This window comes from Azonexus sp. (assembly GCF_041909095.1).
Classification (GTDB): Bacteria; Pseudomonadota; Gammaproteobacteria; order Burkholderiales; family Rhodocyclaceae; genus Azonexus.
In genome coordinates this window covers 218712-241018 of sequence record NZ_JAYREB010000001.1, presented here as the reverse complement: position 1 = coordinate 241018, position 22307 = coordinate 218712, and the positions used below count along the sequence as shown (strand labels likewise).

At 65.9% G+C, this 22307-nt stretch carries 19 protein-coding genes; 15 read left to right on the top strand and 4 right to left on the bottom strand.

What is annotated here, in order from left to right; genetic code table 11:
* Positions 1 to 28 precede the first annotated feature (28 nt).
* On the bottom strand, positions 29 to 1198 hold the full coding sequence (locus ACE3OV_RS01170; RefSeq protein WP_374324199.1) for a multidrug effflux MFS transporter: 1170 nt from the start codon (positions 1196 to 1198) through the stop codon (positions 29 to 31).
* 267 nt (positions 1199 to 1465) lie between these two features.
* Here ACE3OV_RS01170 and ACE3OV_RS01165 point away from each other — a divergent pair, with 267 nt between their 5' ends.
* The 3 genes from ACE3OV_RS01165 (at position 1466) to ACE3OV_RS01155 (ending at position 4408) form a co-directional block, all read left to right on the top strand.
* On the top strand, positions 1466 to 2500 hold the full coding sequence (locus ACE3OV_RS01165; protein ID WP_374324197.1) for a TRAP transporter substrate-binding protein: 1035 nt from the start codon (positions 1466 to 1468) through the stop codon (positions 2498 to 2500).
* 65 nt (positions 2501 to 2565) lie between these two features.
* Complete coding sequence (locus ACE3OV_RS01160) at positions 2566 to 3090, top strand: TRAP transporter small permease (protein ID WP_374324195.1); 525 nt, start codon at positions 2566 to 2568, stop codon at positions 3088 to 3090.
* Positions 3083 to 4408 (top strand): TRAP transporter large permease, encoded by a 1326-nt coding sequence (locus ACE3OV_RS01155; protein WP_374324193.1) that lies wholly within the window; start codon positions 3083 to 3085, stop codon positions 4406 to 4408. The genes ACE3OV_RS01160 and ACE3OV_RS01155 overlap by 8 nt, the downstream gene beginning before the upstream one ends.
* Before the next feature lie 45 nt (positions 4409 to 4453).
* On the opposite strand, the gene ACE3OV_RS01150 is transcribed toward ACE3OV_RS01155, so the two are convergent.
* Positions 4454 to 5326: a helix-turn-helix domain-containing protein gene (locus ACE3OV_RS01150; RefSeq protein ID WP_374324191.1), complete on the bottom strand. Its 873-nt coding sequence runs from the start codon at positions 5324 to 5326 to the stop codon at positions 4454 to 4456.
* A 341-nt stretch (positions 5327 to 5667) separates the two neighbouring features.
* On the opposite strand from ACE3OV_RS01150, the gene pobA reads away from it, so the two are divergent.
* Positions 5668 to 6837 (top strand): 4-hydroxybenzoate 3-monooxygenase, encoded by a 1170-nt coding sequence (gene pobA, locus ACE3OV_RS01145; RefSeq protein ID WP_374324189.1) that lies wholly within the window; start codon positions 5668 to 5670, stop codon positions 6835 to 6837.
* A 22-nt stretch (positions 6838 to 6859) separates the two neighbouring features.
* On the opposite strand, the gene ACE3OV_RS01140 is transcribed toward pobA, so the two are convergent.
* Both ACE3OV_RS01140 and ACE3OV_RS01135 read right to left on the bottom strand, forming a co-directional pair.
* Entirely contained in the window at positions 6860 to 7756 is an 897-nt protein-coding gene (locus tag ACE3OV_RS01140; RefSeq protein WP_374324187.1) for a LysR substrate-binding domain-containing protein, read from the bottom strand.
* Between the two features lie 28 nt (positions 7757 to 7784).
* Positions 7785 to 8288 carry a MarR family winged helix-turn-helix transcriptional regulator gene (locus ACE3OV_RS01135; RefSeq protein WP_374324185.1) on the bottom strand — a complete coding sequence of 168 codons (504 nt, stop codon included), beginning with the start codon at positions 8286 to 8288 and terminating at the stop codon, positions 7785 to 7787.
* 208 nt (positions 8289 to 8496) lie between these two features.
* Between ACE3OV_RS01135 and ACE3OV_RS01130 the strand changes: the two genes are divergently transcribed.
* From ACE3OV_RS01130 to ACE3OV_RS01080, 11 genes are all read left to right on the top strand, one after another.
* A complete protein-coding gene (locus tag ACE3OV_RS01130; RefSeq protein ID WP_374324183.1) occupies positions 8497 to 9333 on the top strand; it encodes a p-hydroxycinnamoyl CoA hydratase/lyase in 837 nt (278 codons plus the stop codon).
* A 65-nt stretch (positions 9334 to 9398) separates the two neighbouring features.
* Positions 9399 to 10853, top strand: coding sequence for an aldehyde dehydrogenase (locus ACE3OV_RS01125; protein WP_374324181.1), 1455 nt, complete (start codon positions 9399 to 9401; stop codon positions 10851 to 10853).
* Positions 10854 to 10928: 75 nt separating this feature from the next.
* Positions 10929 to 12713, top strand: a complete 1785-nt coding sequence (locus ACE3OV_RS01120; protein ID WP_374324179.1) for an acyl-CoA dehydrogenase — start codon at positions 10929 to 10931, stop codon at positions 12711 to 12713.
* Between the two features lie 35 nt (positions 12714 to 12748).
* A complete protein-coding gene (locus ACE3OV_RS01115; RefSeq protein ID WP_374324177.1) occupies positions 12749 to 14608 on the top strand; it encodes a feruloyl-CoA synthase in 1860 nt (619 codons plus the stop codon).
* A gap of 8 nt (positions 14609 to 14616) precedes the next feature.
* Complete coding sequence (locus tag ACE3OV_RS01110; RefSeq protein WP_374324175.1) at positions 14617 to 15366, top strand: crotonase/enoyl-CoA hydratase family protein; 750 nt, start codon at positions 14617 to 14619, stop codon at positions 15364 to 15366.
* Entirely contained in the window at positions 15363 to 16253 is an 891-nt protein-coding gene (locus ACE3OV_RS01105; protein ID WP_374324174.1) for an amidohydrolase family protein, read from the top strand. The genes ACE3OV_RS01110 and ACE3OV_RS01105 overlap by 4 nt, the downstream gene beginning before the upstream one ends.
* The gene (locus ACE3OV_RS01100) at positions 16250 to 16999 is read left to right on the top strand and encodes an electron transfer flavoprotein subunit beta/FixA family protein (protein ID WP_374324173.1); all 750 of its coding nucleotides are present in this window, start codon (positions 16250 to 16252) and stop codon (positions 16997 to 16999) included. Before ACE3OV_RS01105 ends, ACE3OV_RS01100 begins: the two co-directional genes overlap by 4 nt.
* A gap of 2 nt (positions 17000 to 17001) precedes the next feature.
* Entirely contained in the window at positions 17002 to 17934 is a 933-nt protein-coding gene (locus ACE3OV_RS01095) for an electron transfer flavoprotein subunit alpha/FixB family protein (protein ID WP_374324171.1), read from the top strand.
* 443 nt (positions 17935 to 18377) lie between these two features.
* Positions 18378 to 19466 carry a 4-oxalomesaconate tautomerase gene (locus tag ACE3OV_RS01090; RefSeq protein ID WP_374324169.1) on the top strand — a complete coding sequence of 363 codons (1089 nt, stop codon included), beginning with the start codon at positions 18378 to 18380 and terminating at the stop codon, positions 19464 to 19466.
* 48 nt (positions 19467 to 19514) lie between these two features.
* Positions 19515 to 20909: an MFS transporter gene (locus ACE3OV_RS01085; protein ID WP_374324167.1), complete on the top strand. Its 1395-nt coding sequence runs from the start codon at positions 19515 to 19517 to the stop codon at positions 20907 to 20909.
* 162 nt (positions 20910 to 21071) lie between these two features.
* On the top strand, positions 21072 to 22214 hold the full coding sequence (locus tag ACE3OV_RS01080) for a porin (RefSeq protein WP_374324166.1): 1143 nt from the start codon (positions 21072 to 21074) through the stop codon (positions 22212 to 22214).
* Positions 22215 to 22307 lie beyond the last annotated feature (93 nt).

Below are 22307 nucleotides of genomic sequence, written 5' to 3'. Positions count from 1 at the left end.
CTTTTCGTTTTTGTTCCTTCGGGAATGCCTATTGGCCGAGGCTCAGCGTCTGCTTGTGCTGGCTGCGGCGCAGCAGTGTCCATTGCAGCAGCCCGCTGCCGGCGGCCAGTAGCGCGAGCGGCAGCACGCTGTCGTGCAGCAGCAGGCCGACCAGATTGCTGACGCTCAGCGCGCCGATCATGCTGATTGCGCCGAACAGTCCGGCCGCGCGTCCCGCCGAGCCGGGAAAGGGCGCCAGCGAGCCGATCTGGGCGCAAGGGAAGATGATGCCGTGCGAGAACATTGCCAGGCATTGAAAGGTGACCAGCAACCCCCAGTTCATCACCCCGAGCAGCGCGCAGGCGGCGAAGCTGAGTCCGGCCAGGGCCATCACCGTGCCGCCGGTCAGCAGGGTTTTCTCCGTGCCCAGCGCGACGAGCAGGCGTCGGCAGAGGAAGGCGCCGCCGAGATAGCCGGCGCAGCCGCTGGCGAAGCAGTAGCCATAACTGGCGGTCGATACGCCGAGCAGCTCGATCAGCACGAAGGCCGAGCCGGAGATGAAGACGAAGATGTTGCTGTAACTCAGGGTGCCGGCCAGCGCATAGCTGCGGAAGACCGGGTGGGCGAGCAGGCTGCGATAGCCTGCGGCCTGCCCGCTGGCGCGGGGCAGCGGGGCTTCCTGCCAGCGCCAGGCCAGCGCCAGGAGCAGGGGGGTGGCGCAGCTGAGGAAGACGAAGGCCGCCTGCCAGCCGAAATGGACCTGTAACTGGGCGCCGATCACTGGCCCGGAGACGACGGCGAAGGCCATGTAGCTCGATGCCTGGGCCAGCTTGCTGGCGCCGATGGCGGGCGGGTAGAGGTCGCGGATCAGGGCGCGCGCGGCAACGATCGCGGCGCAGCAGCCGCAGGCCTGGGCGAAGCGGGCACCGATCAGCAGGTAGATGTTCGGCGCCAGGGCGCAGGCCAGGCTGGCGAGCAGATAGAGGCTCAGTCCGCCGAGCATGACGCGACGCCGACCGAAGCGGTCGGACAGGGGGCCGCCGAGCAACTGGGCGAGGCCGAAGCCCACCGAAAAGAAGACCAGCGTCTGCTGGACCAGGATCTTCGGTGCCGTGAAGGCTTCGGCGAGCCGCGGCAGCGACGCCAGATAGAGGTCGGTCGATAGCGGCTGCAGCATCAGGCAGCCGGCGATCAGGAGGATCAGCAGGCGTTCGCTCACGAAGATTTCCGGAAAGAGGTCCGCGCCAACTTTAGCCGTTGCCGGTGCTTTGCACTATGCCCCAAACCGACTAGGTGCTATTCCGCATTTGGCTAGGCGCTGCTGCTATTCATGGATTGATAAACAAATATCGCAATATTCAATACCTGATATGGCGGCGCCTCCCTAGGCGGGGGCGGGAGGCGTTGACGACAATCCGAACCGCTAATGGGCATTCTAGCGGTGTGTTTTTAGCGACTCGATAACACTGATTTACGGAGACAAAACATGAAAGCCAAACATCTGCTGGCGCTTGCCGCCCTGTCAGCGCTGATTCCCGGGGCCGTTCTGGCCCAGGAAGTTGTCCTCAAGGTTGCCCACTTCGTCCCGCCGACGGCACCCGGTCATACCAAGTTCATCGCCCCGTGGTGCGACAAGGTGGCGAGCGAGTCGGCCGGGCGCATCAAGTGCCAGATCTATCCCGCGATGCAACTGGGCGGGACGCCGGCGCAACTGCTGTCGCAGGTTCGCGATGGCGTTGCCGATGCGGCGTGGACGCTGCCGGGATACACCCCGGGGCGTTTCCCGGTGACGGAAGTTTTCGAATTGCCGTTCATGACCCGCGAGCAGGAAGGCTCGTCGCGCGCGCTCTGGGATTTCGTGCAGAAGAACACCCTGAAAAGCGAATTTTCCGGCCTCCACCCGCTGGCGACCTGGGTGCCTGGCCCTTATACCCTGCACCTGCGGGCTGCCCAACCGAAGGTCATGGCCGACCTCAAGGACATGAAGATTCGCAGCTCTTCCCGTCTCACCACCCGCCTCTTGTCGGCGCTCGGCGCCAGCCCGGTCGGCATGCCGGTGACGCAGATGTCCGAGGCGCTGTCCAAGGGGGTGATCGAGGCCACCATGCTGCCCTGGGAAGTGGTGCCAGCGATGAAGGTGCATGAGCTGACCAAGTTCTCCGCCGAGTTCGGCGGCGACCACACACTGACGACGACGACCATGGTTTTCGTCATGAACAAGAAGAAATACGACAGCCTGCCGGCCGATCTGAAAAAGGTGATCGACGCCAACAGCGGCCGCGAGACCTCGGCCTGGGTCAGCGGCCAGTTGAAGAGTGCCGACGCCGCCAGCCGCGCCGCGACGTTGAAGAACGGCAACGTGATCTACCAGATTCCGGCGGAAGAGACCACCAAGTGGAAGAAGACAGCCAGCACGGTCAACGACGAATGGGTCAAGGAAGTGTCGGCCAAGGGCGTCGATGGCAACAAGCTGCTCGCCGAGGCCAACGCCCTGGTCGATCACTACGCCGGCAAAAAATAATCCGTGGATGGGGCCGGCGGCACAGATGTCGCCGGCCCGCAGTCGCGAAGGAAGCGGAGAGTGAAATGGCTGAAGTAATGGATGAGCCCCGGACGCGCAAGCTGGGGGCGGTGGGGCGGATGATCGAGAAGCTGTGTCAGGCGATGGCGATCATGGCCGGTGCGGCGTTCGTCATCGAGATGCTGCTGTCGGCGGTCAGCGTGCTGATGCGTATGGTCATCGGGCGCGGGATCGGCGGCGACTTCGAGTTGGTGCAGGTGCTGTCGGCGGTGGGCATCGCGCTTTGCCTGCCGTACTGCCAGTTTCATAAAGGGCATGTGTTCGTGGATTTCTTCACGCTCTGGGCGCCGGCATCGCTGAAGCGGCTGCTCGACGCGATTGGCGCCCTGCTGCTGGCGCTCAGCGCCTTTTTCCTGGCCTGGCGGATCGGGGACGGGATGAGCGAATTGCGCGAATACGGCGAGGCGAGCATGGTGCTCAACCTGCCGATCTGGTGGGGTTACGTTCCCGTGGTTCTGGCTTTCGTCATGCTCGGCATCGCCGCGCTGCACACCGGCTATGGGGAATTGCTGGGAGAGCGCGATGAGTAGCACGACAATCGGTCTGATCATGGGCGGGGTCATGATGTTCTTCATGGCGGCGCGGATTCCCGTCGGCATCACGATGTTCCTGACCGGGGCCATCGGCTATGTCTGGGTGTCCGGGCTCGATCCCCTGCTCGGCTTCCTGAAGAATGCCCCTTACGGGCGGTTTTCGCTGTACGACCTGTCGGTGGTGCCACTGTTCCTGCTGATGGGACAGTTCGCCACGCATGGCGGACTGTCGCGCTCCCTGTTCAAGGCCGGCAATGCCTTCATCGGCCACTGGCGCGGTGGCATGGCGATGGCCGGGACGGCCTCCTGCGCCGGTTTCGGTGCGATCTGCGGTTCCTCGCTGGCGACGGCAGCGACCATGGCCCACGTCGTCCTGCCCGAACTCCGGCGTCACCAGTACAGCCATTCGCTCGCCGCCGGTTCGCTGGCCGCCGGCGGCACGCTGGGCATCCTGATTCCGCCGTCGGTGCCGCTCGTCATCTACGGCATCCTTGCCGAGCAGAACATCGCCAAGCTCTTCCTCGCCGCCTTCGTGCCGGGCGTGCTCGCCGCGCTCGGCTACATGGTGGTGATCTCCATCGTCGCCCACCTGAATCCGGGTGCCGCCGGTCCCGGTTCGCCGCGTCACTCCTGGCGCGAGCGCATGCTGGCGCTGGTCGAGACCTGGCCGGTGCTGCTGGTTTTCCTGGTGGTGATCGGTGGCATCTATGGTGGCTTGTTCACGCCGACCGAGGCGGCGGCGATCGGCGCCCTGGCAACCGGTGTCGTCGCCTGGAAATCCGGCGGCCTGAAGGGCAAGGGGCTGCTCGAGTGCTGTTTCGGCACGGCCAAGGGGACCGGCATGATGTTCCTGATCCTGCTCGGCGCCGATACGCTCAACTCTTTCATGGCGATTTCCCAGCTTCCCGCCGAGGCGGCCAACTGGGTGCAGCACATGGGCTTCGGACCATGGACGGTGTTGCTGGCGATCATCGTCGTCTACCTGCTGCTCGGCTGCGTGATGGACAGCCTGTCGATGATCCTGCTGACCATCCCGATCTTCCTGCCGATCATCCTGGGCATGGATTACTGGGGCTTGAGCGCCGACGACAAGTCGATCTGGTTCGCCATCGTCGCCCTGGTCGTCATGGAGGTCGGGCTGATCACGCCGCCGGTCGGGATGAACGTCTACATCATCGGCGGCATTGCCCGGGACATCCCGATGTCTACCATTTTCCGCGGCGTGGTGCCGTTCATCGCCTGGGACGTCGTGCGCATCGGCATCCTGCTGGTCTTCCCCAGCATTTCCCTGGTGGCGCTGCGGGTCTTCGGCTGAGCGCGCCTCCCGCATGACCGAACGGCCGCCCTGGGCGGCCGTTTTTCATTGCCGGTTGCGGCCACGGAAGTTGCCGGGAGACTGCCCGGTCAAGCGCTTGAAGAAGCGGCAGAAATACGGCGGATCGGAAAATCCCAGTTCATAGGCCAGTTGGGAGACCGGAGCGCCGGTGTAAATCAGTCGGCGCTGGGCCTCCAGTAGCAGGCGTTCCTGCACCAGGGCGAATGCCGTGCGGCCGTAGCGTTTTTCGCACAGGCGGTTGAGCCGGCTTTCGCTGAGGTTGAGCTGCCGGGCGTAGCTGCTGACCGGCCAGTGGTCGAGATAGTGCTGCTCGATCAGCAGGCGAAAGCGTTCGGCCGTTTCGCGCATGCCTTCGTCCGGTTGCGCGTCTGCCTGGCGCAGCGTGGCGCGCACCAGGAGCAGCAGCAGCGAGCGCACCAGCCAGACGTAGAGCGTCGTGCTGCCGGCGCCCGGCTGCGCGAACTCGGCCTTGATCTGTTCGAGGATGCCGTGGACCCGGGCCGCCGTATCGTCGCGCGTCAGGGCGAGGACTTCGGCGTTTCCCCGCAGCACCGAAAACATCTGGCTGCCGTCCGGCGAGGCGCTGGCCAGTCCGGCGGCGTCGAGCGTCAGCACGCAGCCCGCGGTGCCGGGCTGGAATTTGAAGGCGTGGATGACGCCCTCAGGAATGACCACGGCAAACGCGGCGTCGTAGTCCTTTTCCTCGCTGTCGAGGCGGATGCGGGCGCTGCCGGAAAAAACGAAGAGCAGTTGCAGCAGTCCGTTGTGCACATGGGTGTCGATCTGCCAGTTGCGCGCCGCGCTGCGCGCCGAGATTTCCTCGACATGAAGAAACTCGCGGGTGGTTTCGCGCTGGCGTTCGCCGTAAAGCGAAAACTCGGGAACCAGAATGCTCATGGTCGTCGCTGTCCTCTCGTTCCTGGCGGGTTGTTGCTGGAATAGTGCAATTGGTTCCGGTGCTCGGGCGGGCGGTGGCCAGGCCTGGCCGGAAACCGTGGCTGTGCCTTTGTTTGATCTTCCTGGCGCCGCTTCGGGAATGCAATCAAGGTTTTCTGTATAGCAGATATACCGATTTCAGTAAAAGAAAAGTCCAATTCATTGCCGGGATCGTCCAAGGCTTTGATGCCGCCAGCCCCTAGTCTTGTAAGCAGTCCGGAGCCACGGACATGACGATTCGAGCGCCGAGGAATTCCCGGCTGGATGTTCGGGCGCTCGATCCCATCCAACAGGAGACAAGAATGAAAACCAGCGTTTGTATCATCGGCGGCGGCCCTTCTGGCCTGATGCTTTCCCAGTTGCTGCACCTGCAGGGCATCGAGACGGTCGTTCTCGAACGGCAAAGCCGCGAATATGTGTTGAGCCGCATCCGGGCCGGCGTTCTCGAGCATGGTTTTGCCGAGCTGATGCGCGAGGCGCAGTGCGGCGAGCGCATGGACCGCGAGGGGGAAATCCACGAGGGTTTCATCATCGCCCACAACGGCAGGCAGAGCCGCGTCGATCTGCACAAGTACAGCGGCGGCAGCTCGGTCGTCGTCTACGGTCAGACCGAACTGACCCGCGACCTTTATGAAGCGCGCGACCGGATGAACGGCATCGTCATCCACAACGCCGAGGATGTGCAGCCGCACGACCTCACTGGCACGCCCTACGTGACCTACCGGCAGGGCGACGAGATCGTCCGCATCGACTGCGATTACGTGATCGGCGCCGACGGCTTCCATGGCGTCAGCCGCAAGTCGATTCCGAAAACCGTGCTCAAGGAATACGAGAAGGTCTATCCCTTCGGCTGGCTGGGCGTGCTGTCGCGTACCAAGCCGGTGTCGCCGGAACTGATCTACGCCCGCCACGAACGCGGCTTCGCCTTGTGCTCGCTGCGCTCGCAGGTGCTCAGCCGTTACTACGTTCAGGTGCCGCTCAGCGACTCGGTCGAGGACTGGTCGGACGAGCGCTTCTGGGAAGAACTGAAGCGCCGTCTGCCGGAAGACGTGGCCGGACGCCTGATCACCGGCCCGTCGATCGAAAAGTCGATCGCCCCGCTGCGCTCATTTGTTGCCGAGCCGATGCGCTACGGCAATCTGTTCCTCGCCGGCGACGCCGCCCACATCGTGCCGCCGACCGGCGCCCGCGGTCTGAACAGCGCGGCTTCCGACATCTATTACCTGTATCACGCGCTGGTCGACCACTACAAGAAGGGCGACGACAACGGTCTCGGCAACTATTCGGCCAAGGCGCTGGCCCGGGTGTGGAAGGCGCAGCGCTTCTCGTGGTGGATGACGACCATGCTGCACACCTTCCCGGACAGCCTGCCTTACGACCAGAAGCTGCAGCAGACCGATCTCGACTACCTGTTCTCGTCGGAGGCGGCGCAGCGCTCGCTGGCCGAGAACTACGTCGGCCTGCCGTTCTGAGCGGCGAGTTGCCGCCCGCCGGCTACTGCGCCAGGCGGGTGGCGACGACGCGCTGGATCAGTTCGATCAGCGCCCGCTGCGTCGCGGTGATCTGACGGTGCGAGTTCATGCCCAGCGACAGCTTGGCCTTCAGCCCGTCGCCCTGCACCGAGCGCAGCCTGAACTTGCGCTCGCCGGCCAGGTTGGCGACGGCGGTCTGCGACAGGATCGCGTAACCGAAGCCTTCGCCGACCAGGTCCAGAATGGCGTTGATGCCGTCGACCTCGAAGGCGATGCTCGGCCGCAGCCCGAGGTTGGCGAGCGCGCTTTCGATCAGCATGCGGATCGCGTTGGGGCGGCTGGGAACGATCAGCGGATAGTCGGGCAGTTCGCCGATGGCGACCGGGGTGGTCGGCCGGCTGTCGGTTTCGGGGCTGACCAGGAAGAGTTCTTCTTCGAGTAGCGGCGTCAGGTCGACATCGGGCGATGGCGTCGCGTTGTAGAGCAGGGCGACGTCGAGGCGGCCGGAAACCAGCGATTCGTGCATGCCGGTGCTCATGCCCTCGCGGATCGCCAGCTTGGCCGCCGGGAAGTTTTCCTTGAACTCGCGGAAGATCGGCACCGCCAGGATCTTCAGCAGGCTGGGCGGCAGGCCGAGGGCGACGTGGCCGACCAGTGCGCCGCGCGCCCGGCCGAGTTCCTCGCGCATGCGTTCCACCTGGTAGAGGATGCCGCGGCCGTACTCGAGCAGCAGCTTGCCGGCGTCGGTGGTGACGACGCCGCGGCCGTTGCGCAGGAGCAGGTTCTGTTCGAACTCCAGTTCGAGCATCCGGACCTGGCGACTGAGCGCCGGCTGGGCGATGTCGAGGAGGATCGAGGCGCGCGTGAAACTGCCGAGTTCGGCGACGCGGACAAAGTACTCCAGTTGTTTGAGGTCCATTCAGGTGACTCCGGTGATGGCGGGCAGCTCAGTTGTCCTTGCCGGTTTCGCCGGCGAGCGCGGGGTCGATCATGATCGCGCTCAGCGTGTGCAGCACCTGCCGCAGGTTCTGCTGCAGCGCGCCGCGCTGGCTGGCCGAGAGCTTGGTCAGCATGGCGCCTTCCAGGCGGGCGACCTGTTCGTGCGCCTGGTCGAGCAGCGCCTGGCCGGCGGCGGTCAGGCTGAGGCGGACGATGCGGCCGTGCGAGGGGTCGGGCGCGCGCTCGACCCAGCCCTTCTTCTCCATCAGCTTGATCATCTCGTTGGCCGACTGCGGCGAGATCAGCGAGCGCTCGGCGAGCTGGGCGTTGCTGATCTGCGACTGCGATTCGAGGAAGGAGAGCGCGGTGTACTGGGCGACGCTCAGGCCGAGCGGCGTCAGCGCGTCGCGGATGCGCCGGTTGACCGCGTGGTCGAGGCGGCCGATCAGGTAGCAGAAGCCGCTGGGACGGAGCTTGTCCTGGCTGGTCGGGCCGTCGATCAGTGAGTTCATGGCGATTCTCGGTGCGGGTCTGGGAAGTGAGGGTTGGCAGGTTGCCTGATATCGAAGGGCGATCTTACCGCAGCCGGCAGCCGTCTGGGGAGTGCTAAAAATTAATCATTGAGAAACCGGTTGCAGGGTATTGCGTTTTTATTTTTATCCCTTATTATTCGTTTCATATCAGGTAGCCTGATATTACCAACCACTAAGGAGACGCAATATGTCTAAGTATGAAGGCCGCTGGAGCTGCGTTAAGGTCGAGCTCGAAGAAGGCATCGCCTGGGTCACCCTGAACCGCCCGGAAAAGCGCAACGCGATGAGCCCGACGCTCAATCGCGAAATGATCGATGTGCTGCAGACGCTCGAACTCGACGAAGAAGCCGTGGTCCTGGTGCTGACCGGCGCTGGCGATTCGTGGACCGCCGGCATGGACTTGAAGGAATACTTCCGCGAGACCGACGGCAAGCCGGAAATCTTCCAGGAGCGCGCCCGTCGCGAAGCCTGCGAATGGCAGTGGAAGCTGCTGCGCATGTACAACAAGCCGACCATCGCCATGGTCAACGGCTGGTGTTTCGGCGGCGGTTTCTCGCCGCTGGTCGCCTGCGACCTGGCGATCGCCGCCGACGAAGCGACCTTCGGCCTCTCCGAAATCAACTGGGGCATCCCGCCGGGCAACCTGGTCAGCAAGGCGATGGCCGATACCGTCGGTCACCGCGAATCGCTCTACTACATCATGACCGGCGAGCCGTTCAGCGGCCAGAAGGCGGCCGAAATGGGCCTGGTCAACAAGAGCGTGCCGCGCGCCCAGTTGCGCGACGAAGTCGTTGCCCTGGCCAGGAAGCTGCTCGCCAAGAACCCGGTCGTGCTGCGCTACGCCAAGAACGGCTTCAAGCGCTGCCGCGAGCTCGACTGGGATCAGAACGAGGACTACCTGTACGCCAAGCTCGACCAGTGCATCGGCCGCGATCCGGAGCAGGGGCGCAAGGAAGGCATGAAGCAGTTCCTCGACGACAAGACCCTGAAGCCGGGTCTGCAAACCTACCAACGCGCCAAGTAAGCGCCAGCGTGCAAAAAATACCGGTGGCCCTGCGGGGCGCCGGAATTCCTATCCAGGAGGAGACGATGAGAAAAGTTGAATTGCTGATCGGCGGCGAAAGCCGCCCGGCCGCCAATAGCGCCTGTTTCGAGCGGCGCAATCCGGTGAGCGGCGAAGTCGCCACGCTGGCCGCTGCCGCCACCTTGGCTGATGCCGATGCCGCGGTGGCCGCTGCTGCCGCCGCCTTCCCGGCCTGGGCGGCGCTGGCGCCGAGCGCCCGCCGCGCGCTGCTCCTGAAGGCGGCCGAGATCATGGACCGGCGGGCGCCGGAGTTCGTCGCCACCGGCGTTGATGAAGCGGCCTCGACGCCGATCTGGTACGGCTTCAACGCCATGCTGGCGGCCAACATGCTGCGCGACGCGGCCGGTCTGGTCACCCAGGTCGGCGGCGAGGTGATTCCCTCCGACATCGACGGCAACCTGGCGATGGCCGTGCGCCAGCCGGCCGGCGTCGTGCTCGGCATCGCGCCGTGGAACGCGCCGGTGATCCTTGGCACGCGGGCGATCGCCGTGCCGCTCGCTTGCGGCAATACCGTCGTGTTGAAGGCGTCCGAACTGACGCCGGGCCTGCATCGGCTGATCGGCGAGGTCCTGGTCGAAGCCGGTATTCCGGCTGGCGTGGTCAACGTCATTTCCAACGCGCCGGCCGACGCGCCGGCCATCGTCGAGCGGCTGATCGCCAACCCGGCGGTCAAGCGCGTGAACTTCACCGGTTCGACGAACGTCGGCCGGATCATCGGCCAGCTTGCCGCCAAGTACCTGAAGCCGGCGGTGCTCGAACTGGGCGGCAAGAACCCGATGCTGGTGCTCGACGACGCCGACCTCGACGAGGCGGTGACGGCGGCGGCCTTCGGCGCCTACTTCAACCAGGGCCAGATCTGCATGTCGACCGACCGCATCATCGTCTCGCGCAGCATTGCCGCGAGCTTCGTCGAGCGGCTGGCGGCCAAGCTGGCGACGATGCGGGCCGGCAAGCCGGGCAGCGAGGGCTGCATCCTCGGCGCCATGGTGACGCCGGAAGCGGCGGCGCGCGTCGAGCGCCTGGTCGCCGATGCCGTCGCCAAGGGCGCCAGCCTGCCCACCGGCGCGGTTTGCGCCGACGGCGCCGTGCTGCAGCCGGTGCTGGTCGACGGCCTGACGCCGGAGATGGAGCTGTACCGGGAAGAGGCTTTCGGTCCGGTGGTCACGGTGCTGCGCGTCGATAGCGACGAAGAGGCGATCCGCCTGGCCAACGACAGCGAGTATGGTCTGTCGGCGTCGGTGTTCTCGAAGGACATCGGTCGCGCATTGGCGCTGGCCAAGCGCATCGAGTCGGGAATCTGCCACATCAACTCGTCGACCGTGCATGACGAGGCGCAGATGCCCTTCGGTGGCGTCAAGGCGTCCGGTTACGGCCGCTTCGGCGGCAAGGCCGGCGTTGCCGAATTCACCGACCTGCGCTGGATCACCATCCAGACCACGCATCGCCATTACCCGGTGTAAGGCACTGCCTCAAGGGTGGGGCGGTCCGTTGCCGGGCCGTCCCGTCGCGTCAAACGATCAATTCTGGAAACTCGTATGGACAGTTACGCTGCGCCCCTGCGCGACATGCGCTTCATCCTCGACCACCTGGTCGGCATCGACCGGATCGCCGCCCTGCCGGGTTGCGCCGACGCCGAACCCGAGCTGGTGCATAGCATCCTTGAAGAAGCGGACAAGTTCGCGGCCGGCGTGCTGGCGCCGCTCAACAAGGTCGGCGATGGCGAAGGCTGCCGCCTCGACGGCGAGCGGGTCGTCGTGCCGAACGGCTGGCAGGAAGCCTGGGACCAGTTCGTCGCCAGCGGCTGGTTGGGCCTGTCGCTGCCCGCCGAGTACGGCGGGCAGGGGCTGACCAAGTCCTTGTGGGCGCCGGTCTGGGAGATGTGGTTCTCGGCCAACCTGGCCTTCACCATGCTGCCGCAGCTCACTCTCGGCCAGACCGAGGCGCTCGAAGTGGCCGCCGACGAAACGCTCAAGGCGCTTTATCTGCCGAAGATCGTCTCCGGCGAATGGGCCTGCAACATGAGCCTGACCGAGCCGCAGGCCGGTTCCGATCTCGCCGCCGTGCGCATGCGCGCCGACCCGGCCGGCGACGGCAGCTACCGGCTGTCCGGCCAGAAGATCTTCATTTCCTACGGCGAGCATGAACTGGCCGCCAACATCGTGCATCTGGTGCTCGCCCGGCTGCCCGACGCGCCGCCCGGCATCAAGGGCATCTCGCTGTTCCTGGTGCCGAAGTTCCTGGTCAATGCCGACGGCAGCCTGGGCGAGAAGAACGACGTGCGCGCCGTCGCCCTCGAACACAAGCTCGGCATCCACGGCAGCCCGACCTGCACGCTGGCCTACGGCGATCATGGTGGCGCCGTCGGCTATCTGGTCGGCGAGCTGAACCGCGGCATCGAATACATGTTCGTGATGATGAACGACGCCCGCTTTGGGGTCAGCGTCCATGGCGTCGCGCTCGCCGAGCGCGCCTACCAGATGGCCTTGCGCTACGCCGGCGAGCGCGTCCAGGGCAAAGTGCTGGGGGCGGCCGGTCTGCCGATCGCCGCGCATCCCGACGTCAAGCGCCAGTTGCTGGCGATGCGCACGCGCATCTTCGCCATGCGGGCGCTGGTTTATACCGCCGCCGGCTGGTTCGACCACGCCCGGCACAATCCCGATCAGGAAGCCGCCGCCCGCTGCCGTCGCTACATCGACCTGCTGATGCCGGTGCTCAAGGCCTGGAATACCGAAACCGGCAACCTGGTCTGCGACGACGCGATTCAGGTCTTCGGCGGCATGGGTTTCGTCGAGGAAACCGGCATCACCCAGCATTACCGCGACTCGCGGGTAACCCGGATCTACGAGGGAACAACCGGCATCCAGGCCAATGACCTGGTCGGCCGCAAGATCCTGCGCGAGAACGGCGCCACCCTGCGCGAACTGCTCGCCGACATCCGCGCCGAGACCACCGCCCTGGCGCTGGTAAGCGACCTGGCCGGCCATGCCCACGCCCTGTCGGTCAATCTTGCCGACCTCGAGCGCTCGCTCGACTTCCTGCTCGCCCAGGGGCAGGGGGCGCCGGCGCTGGTCCAGGCCGCCGCCGTGCCCTTCCTGCACCTGAGCGGTCTGGTCTGTGCCGGCTGGCAGGTGGCCCGGGCGGCGCGCGCTGCGCACGCCGGGCTGGCCACCGGCGCCGACAACGCCGATTACCTGCGCGGCGTGCTCGCCATCGCCGACTTCTGGTTCGCCACCTACGCGCCGCAAGTCCGCGCCTGGAGCGAGACGGTGCAGGCCGCGGCCTGCGTCGTCGCGGCGCCGGAAGCGGCGCTGCACGGCTAGCCGGCGCCAGACCCACAGAAAAAAGAGGAGACAACATGAACAACCCAGCCTTTCAAACCGTCGTCGACAGTGACTTCCGCCCGGTCAGCATCGGTCATCCGCCCCCCGAAATCCATCACGACGCCGACGGCGTCTGGCATGTCCGGCCGCTCGAAGCGCTCGGCGATTACCCGCCGCGCCTGACCGACCGCCTGGTCGACGGCGCCCGCGATTTCCCGGAGCGCACGCTGATGGCCGCCCGCGGTCCGGACGGCGAGTGGATCCGCATCGGCTACGGCGAGATGCTCCAGCGCGCGCGCCGCATCGGCCAGTGGCTGCTCGACCGCGGCGTCTCGGTCGAACGACCGCTGCTGGTGCTGTCCGGCAACGACCTCGAACACATCCAGCTGATGCTCGGCGCGATGTACGCTGGCGTCCCGTATTCGTCGGTGTCGCCGGCCTATTCGCTGGTCGCCACCGACTTCGGCAAGCTGCGCCACATCGTCGGCACGGTTACCCCGAGCGTCGTCTATGCCGCCGCCGGCGAGCCCTTCGCCCGGGCGATCGCCGGCGCGATCGACGGCGACGTGACGGTCGTTCTCGGCAAAGGCGAGTTGCCCGAGCGCGCCAGCGTTCCGTTTGCCGAACTGCTGCAGGCCGAGCCGACCACGGTCGACGCCGCCAACGCCGCCGTCGGTCCCGACACCATCGCCAAGTTCCTGTTCACCTCCGGTTCGACCAAGTTGCCGAAGGCGGTGACGACGACCCAGCGCATGCTCTGCGCCAACCAGCAGATGCTGCTGCAGACCTTCCCGGTGTTCGCCGAAGAACCGCCGGTGCTGGTCGACTGGCTGCCCTGGAACCACACCTTTGGCGGCAGCCACAACGTCGGCATCGCCTTGTACAACGGCGGCAGCTTCTACATCGACGACGGCCAGCCGACGCCCAAGCGCTTCGCCGAAACCCTGCGCAACCTGCGCGAGATTTCGCCGACCGTCTATTTCAACGTGCCCAAGGCCTGGGAAGACCTGACCGTCGTTCTCGAGAGCGACGCCGAGTTGCGCGAGGTCTTCTTCGCCAAGCTCAAGCTCTTCTTCTTCGCCGGCGCCGGCCTTTCGCAGGCCGCCTGGGACCGGCTCGACCGCGTCACCGAGGCGCATTGCGGGCACCGCATCCGGATGATGGTCGGCCTCGGCATGACCGAGACCTCGCCGTCCTGCCTGTTCTCCACCGGCGGCGTCATCGGCGCCGGCTACGTCGGCCTGCCGGCGCCCGGCTGCGAGGTCAAGCTGGTGCCGACCGACGGCAAGCTGGAGGCGCGCATGCGCGGCCCGCACGTGATGCCCGGTTACTGGCGCAATGCCGAGCAGACGCGGGCGGTGTTCGACGCCGACGGCTATTTCTGCACCGGCGACGCGCTGAAGTTCGTCGACGAGGCCCGGCCCGAGCTGGGGCTGGTCTTCGACGGTCGCATCGCCGAGGACTTCAAGCTGTCGTCCGGTACTTTCGTCAGCGTCGGGCCGCTGCGCGCCAAGGTGATCACCGAGGGGGCGCCCTACGTTCAGGACATCGTCGTCGCCGGCATGAACCGCGACGAGATCGGCGTGCTGGTTTTCGCGCGGGTGCCCGAGTGCCGGCAACTGGCCGGCCTCGGCGACGATGCCGACCTCTTCGCGGTGATGACCCACGCGAAGGTGCGCGAACATTTCGCCGGCCTGCTGACGCGCCTCAACCGCACGGCGACCGGCTCGGCCAACCGCATCGCCTGGCTGCGCCTGCTCGAAACCCTGCCGTCGATCGACCACAGCGAAGTCACCGACAAGGGATCGATCAACCAGCGCGCGGTGCTGACCCGCCGCGCCGAGCTGATCGAGGCCTTGTACGCCGGTCAGGACCCCTTCCTGATCGCCGGCTGAAGCAAGCCATGCTCGACGTCGATTTCAGCGACCGCCTGCTGCGCCTGACGCTGGCGCGGCCGGCCAAGCGCAACGCCATCGACAGCGCGCTGCTCGGCGCGCTGGAGGAAGCCGTTGCCGAGCTGCCGGCGGCGACCGGAGCGATCCTGATCGCCGGCCAGGGGCCGCATTTCTGCGCCGGGCTCGACCTCGCCGAACACCGGGCGCGCGATGCGCAGGCGGTGCTCGCCATCTCGCAGCGCTGGCAGCGGCTGTTCAACCGGCTCCAGGACTGTGGCTTGCCGATCGTCGTCGCGCTGTCCGGCGCGGTGATCGGTGGCGGCCTCGAACTGGCGGCGCTCGCTCACGTCCGCGTTGCCGACCGCACTAGCTTCTACCAGTTGCCGGAAGGGCGTCACGGGGTGTTCGTCGGCGGCGGCGGGTCGGTGCGCATCGCCCGCCTGATCGGCGCCGACCGCATGGGCGAGATGATGCTGACCGGGCGCCGGCTCGACGCCGATGAAGGCGCCCGCCTCGGCCTGTCGCACTACCTGGTCGGCCCCGGCGAAGCCCTGGCCCGGGCCGAGATGCTGGCGCGCCAGGTGCTGGAAAACGCCAGCCTGGCCAACTGGGCGATCGTCTCGGCGCTGCCGCGCATTGCCGAAATGAGCGCCGGTAACGGCTTTTTCGTCGAATCGCTGACCGCGGCGCTGACCCAGACCGGGCCCGAAGTCGCCGGGCGGATCGGCGCTTTTCTGGACAAGGGGGCGGCGTCATGAATTGCGACGAACTGATCGCCATCGATTTCCACACCCATGCCGAAGTCTCGTGCTGCCAGGGTCACGACCCCTTCGGCGACGAATTCGACCGCGCCGCCGACAAGTATTTCGGTTCGGACCGCCGGCCGACCATTGCCGAGACCGTCGCTTACTACCGCGAACGCAAGATCGGCCTGGTCATGTTCACCGTCGATGCCGAGGCGCAGATCGGCCGCCGACGCATTCCCAACGAGGAAATCGCCGAGGCGGCGCGGGCCAACGCCGACATGATGATCGCCTTCGCCAGCATCGATCCGCACAAGGGCGTCATGGGCGCCCGCGAGGCGCGGCGGCTGATCGAGGAATACGGCGTGCGCGGCTTCAAGTTCCACCCGACGGTGCAGGGCTTCCAGCCCTACGACCGCTTCGCCTGGCCGCTCTACGAGGTGATCGCCGAGTACCAATTGCCGGCGATCTTCCACACCGGCCATTCCGGCATCGGCAGCGGCATGCGCGCCGGCGGCGGGCTGCGTGTCGGCAATTCCAACCCGATGCTGCTCGAAGACGTCGCCATCGATTTTCCCGACATGCAGATCGTCATGGCCCACCCCAGCTGGCCTTGGCAGGACGAGGCGCTGTCCTTGTGCCTGCACAAGCCGAACCTCTGGATCGATCTCTCCGGCTGGTCGCCGCGCTATTTCCCGCCGCAACTGGTGCAGTACGCCAATACCCTGCTCAAGGAACGCATCCTGTTTGGCTCCGATTTTCCCCTGATCACTCCCGACTGCTGGCTGGCCGATTTCGCGAAGGCCGGCTTCCGGCCCGAGGTCGCGCCGCTGATCCTGAAGCAGAACGCGATGCGTCTGCTCGGTCTCGGTCGCTCCCAATCCACGGAAGGAAAGCCATGAAGATACTCGTGCCCGTCAAACGGGTTGTCGACTACAACGTCAAGATCCGCGTCAAGGCGGACGGCAGCGGCGTCGACCTGGCCAACGTCAAGATGAGCATGAACCCCTTCGACGAAATCGCCGTCGAGGAAGCGGTCCGTCTCAAGGAAGCCGGCATCGCCAGCGAGGTGGTCGTCGTTTCCTGCGGCGTCGCCGCCTGCCAGGAAACCCTGCGCACGGCGCTGGCCATCGGCGCCGATCGCGCCATCCTGGTCGACAGCGCTGCCGAACTGCAGCCGCTGGCCGTCGCCAAGCTGTTGAAGGCCCTGTGCGACCGGGAACAGCCGCAACTGGTGATCTGCGGCAAGCAGGCGATCGACGACGACGCCAACCAGACCGGCCAGATGCTGGCCGCGCTCACCGGCTGGCCGCAGGCGACCTTCGCCTCGAAAGTGGTCGTCGCCGACGGTCTGGCCACGGTCACCCGGGAAATCGACGGCGGCCTGGAAACGCTGCGCCTCGCGCTGCCGGCTGTGGTCACCACCGACCTGCGCCTGAACGAACCGCGTTACGCGACCTTGCCCAACATCATGAAGGCGAAGAAGAAACCCCTCGCCACGCTGACGCCCGCCGAACTGGGCGTCGACGTGACGCCGCGCCTCAACACACTGAAAGTCGCCGAACCGCCCTCGCGCAGCGCCGGGGTCAAGGTGGCGGACGTCGCCGAACTGCTGAGCAAGCTGAAGAACGAAGCCAAGGTGATCTGATCATGCGCATTCTCGTCATTGCCGAACACGACAACGCCCACCTCAAGGCGTCCACCCTCAATACCGTCGCCGCCGCCAGCAGGATCGGCGGTGAAATCCATGTGCTGGTTGCCGGTGCCGGCTGTGCCGCCGTCGCCAGTCAGGCGGCCAGCCTGCAGGGCGTGGCCAGGGTCCGCCTCGCCGACGCCGCGCATTACCAAAGCCAGACGGCGGAAAACCTGAGCGCCCTGGTGCTCGCCCAGGCTGCCGGCTACTCCCACATCCTGGCGCCGGCGACGACCTTCGGCAAGAACCTGCTGCCGCGCGTCGCCGCCTTGCTCGACGTGGCGCAGATTTCCGAGATCGTCGGCGTCGACTCGGCCGATACCTTCGTGCGCCCGATCTACGCCGGCAACGCCCTGGCAACCGTGCGCAGCGCCGATCCGGTCAAGGTCATCACGGTGCGCAGCACCGCCTTCGACCCGGTCGCCGGCGGCGGCGTGGCGGTCATCGAGAACCTCGCTTACGCGGCCGACACGGCGCAGTGCGCACTGCTCGGCCGCGAGTTGAGCAAGTCCGAACGTCCCGAACTCGCTGCCGCCAAAACCATCGTCGCCGGCGGTCGCGGCCTGGGCAATGGCGAAAACTATCGCGCCCTGCTCGAACCGCTGGCCGACAAGCTCGGCGCCGCGCTCGGCGCTTCGCGCGCCGCCGTCGATGCCGGTTTCGTGCCGAACGATTACCAGGTCGGCCAGACCGGCAAGATCGTCGCGCCCGATCTTTATCTCGCGGTCGGCATTTCCGGCGCCATCCAGCACCTGGCCGGGATGAAGGATTCGAAGGTGATCGTCGCCATCAACAAGGACCCGGATGCGCCGATCTTCCAGGTCGCCGATTACGGCCTGGTCGCTGACCTCTTCGAAGCCGTGCCGCAACTGCTCGCCGCGATGCCCTGATTTCTCTTCTCCTCTGGAACCCGGGACGCTTTTCCGGTCCCAGCTTGCCGGCTCGGCGCCTCAGCGCCGAGCCGGTTTTTTTTCGGTTGCCGTTCGCCGCGCCAGGTCGGCCCGGTGCGCCGATGTTGTGTTGGTTGATTACTGATCGGTGGATGATTTCACTATTGTGTTTTATCGGTGATGGCGTAACATCGCCTTTGTGTCAGGGTTCCTGATAACAAACTGACTCAAGCCTTTGTCATTTCCGGGGCCCGGAAAAGATTGGTTGAAAGCCCGAAAACCTAGAGCAGGAGAGGAAATGGAAGGATTGCATGGAAGGCCGGAAGGGCTGGGCGAGGCCTCGCCGCAGTGCTGTTCTGGGGCTGGCCCCATAACGAAAGCGTATAGCTGCTAGTCGTTCCCTTTCCTGTTCCACCGGAAAAGCGAAGTTCACAATGAATTCCATGCAAACTCCGATCAAAACCCTGTTCATGCGCGGCGGCACCTCGCGCGGCCCCTTCTTCCGGGAGGCCGATCTGCCCGCCGACATCGCCAGCCGCGACCGCGTGCTGCTGGCCGTCATGGGCTCGCCCGACAGGCGCCAGATCGATGGCCTGGGCGGCGCCCATCCGCTGACCAGCAAGGTCGGCATCGTTCGCCCCAGCCAGACCGCCGGCGTCGATCTCGATTTCCTGTTCGCCCAGTTGCAGCCGGAGAAGGACAGCGTCGATACGACGCCCAACTGCGGCAACATGCTGGCCGCCGTCGTCCCCTTCGCGCTGGAAACCGGCATGGTCGCCGCCCAGGGCGAAACGACGACGCTGCGCGTGCTGACGCTCAACACCGGCATGCAGTGCGACATCACCGTCGAAACCCCGGGCGGTCGTGTCAATTACGCCGGCGATGCGCACATCGACGGGGTGCCGGGCGCTTCGGCACCGATCACCATCAACTTCCTCGATACCGCCGGTTCGGTCTGTACCGGCCTGCTGCCGACCGGCCGCGTGCGCGACACGATCGACGGCATCGAGGTCACCTGCATCGACAACGGCATGCCGCTCGTCATCCTGCGCGCCGCCGATGTCGGGTGCAGCGGCTACGAGAGCGTCGCCGAACTCAATGGCGATGCGCCGCTGAAAGCGCGCATCGAACGCTTGCGCCTGGCCTGTGGCGAGGCGATGGGGCTGGGCGACGTCAGCGCCAGGAACTACCCGAAGATGACCCTGGTCGCGCCGCCGAAGGCGGGCGGCAGCATTTCGACGCGCAGCTTCATCCCGCATGTCTGCCACGACGCGATCGGCGTCCTGGCGGCGGTGACGGTGGGTACCGCCTGCGTCCTCGACGGTTCGGTGACCGCCGGCATCGCCGTCGTCGCGGCCGGCCACAGCAAAAAGATCTCGGTCGAGCATCCGACCGGCGAATTCAGCGTCGAGCTCGAACTCGACCCGGAAAACCCGCAGAACGTCCGCCGCGCCGCGCTGCTGCGCACGGCGCGACTGATCATGCGGGGCGAAGTGATGGTGCCAGCGGAGGTCTGGCCAGGGAAGGCATAAGCGCAATTTCGACATAACAGACCGCCAGCCAAGGCGGAGGAGACTTTCATGACAACGCAGAACCGAGCGCTCGATGTCCAGCAGTTCATCGACGACAACAAGTTTTCACGCTTCCAGTGGCTGGTCTTCGCCGTCAGCTTCCTGGTCATCCTGCTCGATGGCTTCGATACCGCGGCCATCGGCTATATCGCTCCGTCGCTGTTGAAGGAGTGGGGCATCGCCAAGCCGCAACTGGCGCCCGTGCTGAGCGCCGCGCTCGCCGGCCTGGCCGTTGGCGCCGTGCTGATCGGACCCTTTGCCGACCGTTTCGGCCGCAAGTACCTGCTGACCGGCGCCGTTGCCCTGTTCGGCGTTGCCAGCCTGGCCTCGACGACGTCCGGCTCGCTCGACGAGCTGGTCCTCTGGCGTTTCGTCACCGGTCTCGGCCTCGGCGCCGCAATGCCGCTGGCGGTGACGCTGGCCAGCGAGTTCGCGCCGACCCGTCGGCGTGCCGTCCTGACCAGCGCGATGTTCACCGGTTTCCCGCTCGGCGCCGCGCTGGGTGGTTTCCTCGCCGCCTGGATGATTCCGCACTGGGGCTGGCGCAGCGTGCTGGAACTCGGCGGCGTTCTGCCGATCGTCCTCGCTCTGTTCATGCTGTTCGCGCTGCCGGAATCGGTGCGTTATCTGGTCACCCGCGGCGCCCCGGGCGAGCGCATCCGTGCCGTGCTGGCGCGCATCTCGGCGAGCATCGGCAATGCTGATCGCTTCGTCCTCGGTGAGACCGTCGTCGCCAGGGTGGCGAACGATCAGGGCAAGTCCGGCGTCGCGCTGATCCTGTCGCGCTCCTATGTCGTCGGTTCGGCGATGCTGTGGCTGACCTACGGCATGGGCATCGTGATTTTCTATGCGCTGATCAACTGGATGCCGATCCTGCTGAAGGATGCCGGCCTCGAACCGCAGACGGCGCTGCTCGTCACCTCGCTGTTCCCGCTCGGCGGCGTCGGCGCGATCGCCTTCGGCCTGCTGATGGACAAGTTCAACGCCAACCGCGTGATCATGATCGGCTACCTGATCACCGCCGCCTGCGTCTATGCGATCGGCCAGGTCGCCGGCAACCTCGGCTGGCTGGTGGTCATGGTCTTCGTCGGCGGCGCCGTGATGAACACCACGCAGACCAGCATGCCGGCGCTGGCGGCGGCCTTCTACCCAACCGCCGGGCGCGCCACCGGGGTCGCCTGGATGATGGCGATCGGCCGTATCGGCGCCGTTGCCGCGCCCTTCCTGGTTGCCGAACTGCAGCGCCGTCATTTCGACTTCGCGCAGATCTTCGCGGTGCTGGCGATTCCCGGCGTGATCGCGGCGATTGCCCTGTTCGTCAAGAACGCCTCGCACCCGGAAAAGGTTCCCGCCAACGCGGAGCCGGAAGAGGCGCCGGCCGTCCCGGTCACCAGTCAGCCCTGAACGAAAAGGAAAATTGCGACCGTCGCTGCACGATGTTCGTGCAGCCGGGGAGGTCGCATTGCCGGTTGCCGGAATCCGTCCAGCAACCGGAGGAGGGCGGACGTCGTTCGCCGATGCTTTCCGTGCTGCGGAAGGTCAATTTGTCTGAGGAGGAGTACTCAATTGAAAAAGAAAATCATCGCCCTGGCAGTGCCCGCGGTGCTTTGCGCACCGGTTCTGGCACAGGAGAATGTCCAGGTCTACGGCGTCTTCGACGTTGGTGCCGCCAGGATCGATGCCGGCGGCAAGGAGACGCGCTACAAGGTCGATAGCGGCGTGCTGCGCACTTCGCGCCTCGGCTTCAAGGGCAGCGAGGATCTCGGCAACGGGCTGAAGCTCAACTTCGTGCTCGAGTACCGGCTCAACGTCGATCTCAACGACGGGATCGGCGGCAATTATCGTACCGATGCCGCCGGCATCCAGGGCAGCACCTCCGGTCCGGCTCGCCAGCAGCTGCTTGGCCTGAGCGGCAGCTTCGGTACCTTCGCCTTTGGCCGCATGAATACCACGGCCTTCGACTGGGCGGTCAGATACACGGTGCTCGGGGCCTCCGCCTTCGACGTCACCGGCAACAACGCAATGGCTGCCGGCAGCCGGATCAATCCGCTTGGCGACATCCGCCTGTCGAACGTGATCGCCTACAAGTCGCCGGCGTTTGCCGGCTTCCGGGTTGATGCCAACTACTCCCGCCCGATCGAGGAGGCCGCCGCTGGCAACGGTCGCGTCGAGGCCGCCCAGCTAGGCCTCTACTACGACAACGGCCCGCTGTCGATCGGTGCCGTCTTTGAAAACGTCGACGGGCGCGGCAGCGCCAACCTGACCCTGAGCTCGCTGGCTTTCGCCCGTGGTGCCGGCTTCCCGCCGGGGGCGACGGTGGTGCGCTACGACGATCTCGAGATGAGGAGCCAGAACCTTGGCGTCGCCTACGATTTCGGCGTACTGAAGGCGAAGGCGACCTATCAGCGCGACAAGTTCATGAAGCTCTCGGCCAACAAGGTCTGGGGCGTCGGGGTGGAAGTGCCGGTGTCCGCCAAGGGCACGGTGCATGCCGTGTACTCCGCTTCCTCGGTCAATACCCAGAACAAGGCGGATGCGCAGGGCTTCTCGCTGGCTTACACGCACAACCTGAGCAAGCGTACCATCGCCTACGCCGGCATCTCGTGGCAGGACAACGAGCGCAACGGCACTTCCGGGATCTGGGCGACTGCGCCGGATGCCGGCAAGGACGTCAAGATGCTCGCGGCCGGCGTGACGCACATGTTCTGAGCGTCGTTCCCGGCATCGCCTGCGGCCCGTGTTCCGTCATTGCAAGCTGGCGGAACACGGGTTTTTTGCAATTTTCGCCGCTTTCATAACGAA

Excerpts from the sequence above, each read along its gene's own strand:
- ACE3OV_RS01165 (WP_374324197.1), top strand. The coding sequence starts at position 1,466 with ATGAAAGCCAAACATCTGCTGGCGCTTGCCGCCCTGTCAGCGCTGATT.
- ACE3OV_RS01160 (WP_374324195.1), top strand. The coding sequence starts at position 2,566 with ATGGCTGAAGTAATGGATGAGCCCCGGACGCGCAAGCTGGGGGCGGTG.
- ACE3OV_RS01155 (WP_374324193.1), top strand. The coding sequence starts at position 3,083 with ATGAGTAGCACGACAATCGGTCTGATCATGGGCGGGGTCATGATGTTC.
- ACE3OV_RS01150 (WP_374324191.1), bottom strand. The coding sequence starts at position 5,326 with ATGAGCATTCTGGTTCCCGAGTTTTCGCTTTACGGCGAACGCCAGCGC.
- pobA (WP_374324189.1), top strand. The coding sequence starts at position 5,668 with ATGAAAACCAGCGTTTGTATCATCGGCGGCGGCCCTTCTGGCCTGATG.
- ACE3OV_RS01140 (WP_374324187.1), bottom strand. The coding sequence starts at position 7,756 with ATGGACCTCAAACAACTGGAGTACTTTGTCCGCGTCGCCGAACTCGGC.
- ACE3OV_RS01135 (WP_374324185.1), bottom strand. The coding sequence starts at position 8,288 with ATGAACTCACTGATCGACGGCCCGACCAGCCAGGACAAGCTCCGTCCC.
- ACE3OV_RS01130 (WP_374324183.1), top strand. The coding sequence starts at position 8,497 with ATGTCTAAGTATGAAGGCCGCTGGAGCTGCGTTAAGGTCGAGCTCGAA.
- ACE3OV_RS01125 (WP_374324181.1), top strand. The coding sequence starts at position 9,399 with ATGAGAAAAGTTGAATTGCTGATCGGCGGCGAAAGCCGCCCGGCCGCC.
- ACE3OV_RS01120 (WP_374324179.1), top strand. The coding sequence starts at position 10,929 with ATGGACAGTTACGCTGCGCCCCTGCGCGACATGCGCTTCATCCTCGAC.
- ACE3OV_RS01115 (WP_374324177.1), top strand. The coding sequence starts at position 12,749 with ATGAACAACCCAGCCTTTCAAACCGTCGTCGACAGTGACTTCCGCCCG.
- ACE3OV_RS01110 (WP_374324175.1), top strand. The coding sequence starts at position 14,617 with ATGCTCGACGTCGATTTCAGCGACCGCCTGCTGCGCCTGACGCTGGCG.
- ACE3OV_RS01105 (WP_374324174.1), top strand. The coding sequence starts at position 15,363 with ATGAATTGCGACGAACTGATCGCCATCGATTTCCACACCCATGCCGAA.
- ACE3OV_RS01100 (WP_374324173.1), top strand. The coding sequence starts at position 16,250 with ATGAAGATACTCGTGCCCGTCAAACGGGTTGTCGACTACAACGTCAAG.
- ACE3OV_RS01095 (WP_374324171.1), top strand. The coding sequence starts at position 17,002 with ATGCGCATTCTCGTCATTGCCGAACACGACAACGCCCACCTCAAGGCG.
- ACE3OV_RS01090 (WP_374324169.1), top strand. The coding sequence starts at position 18,378 with ATGCAAACTCCGATCAAAACCCTGTTCATGCGCGGCGGCACCTCGCGC.
- ACE3OV_RS01085 (WP_374324167.1), top strand. The coding sequence starts at position 19,515 with ATGACAACGCAGAACCGAGCGCTCGATGTCCAGCAGTTCATCGACGAC.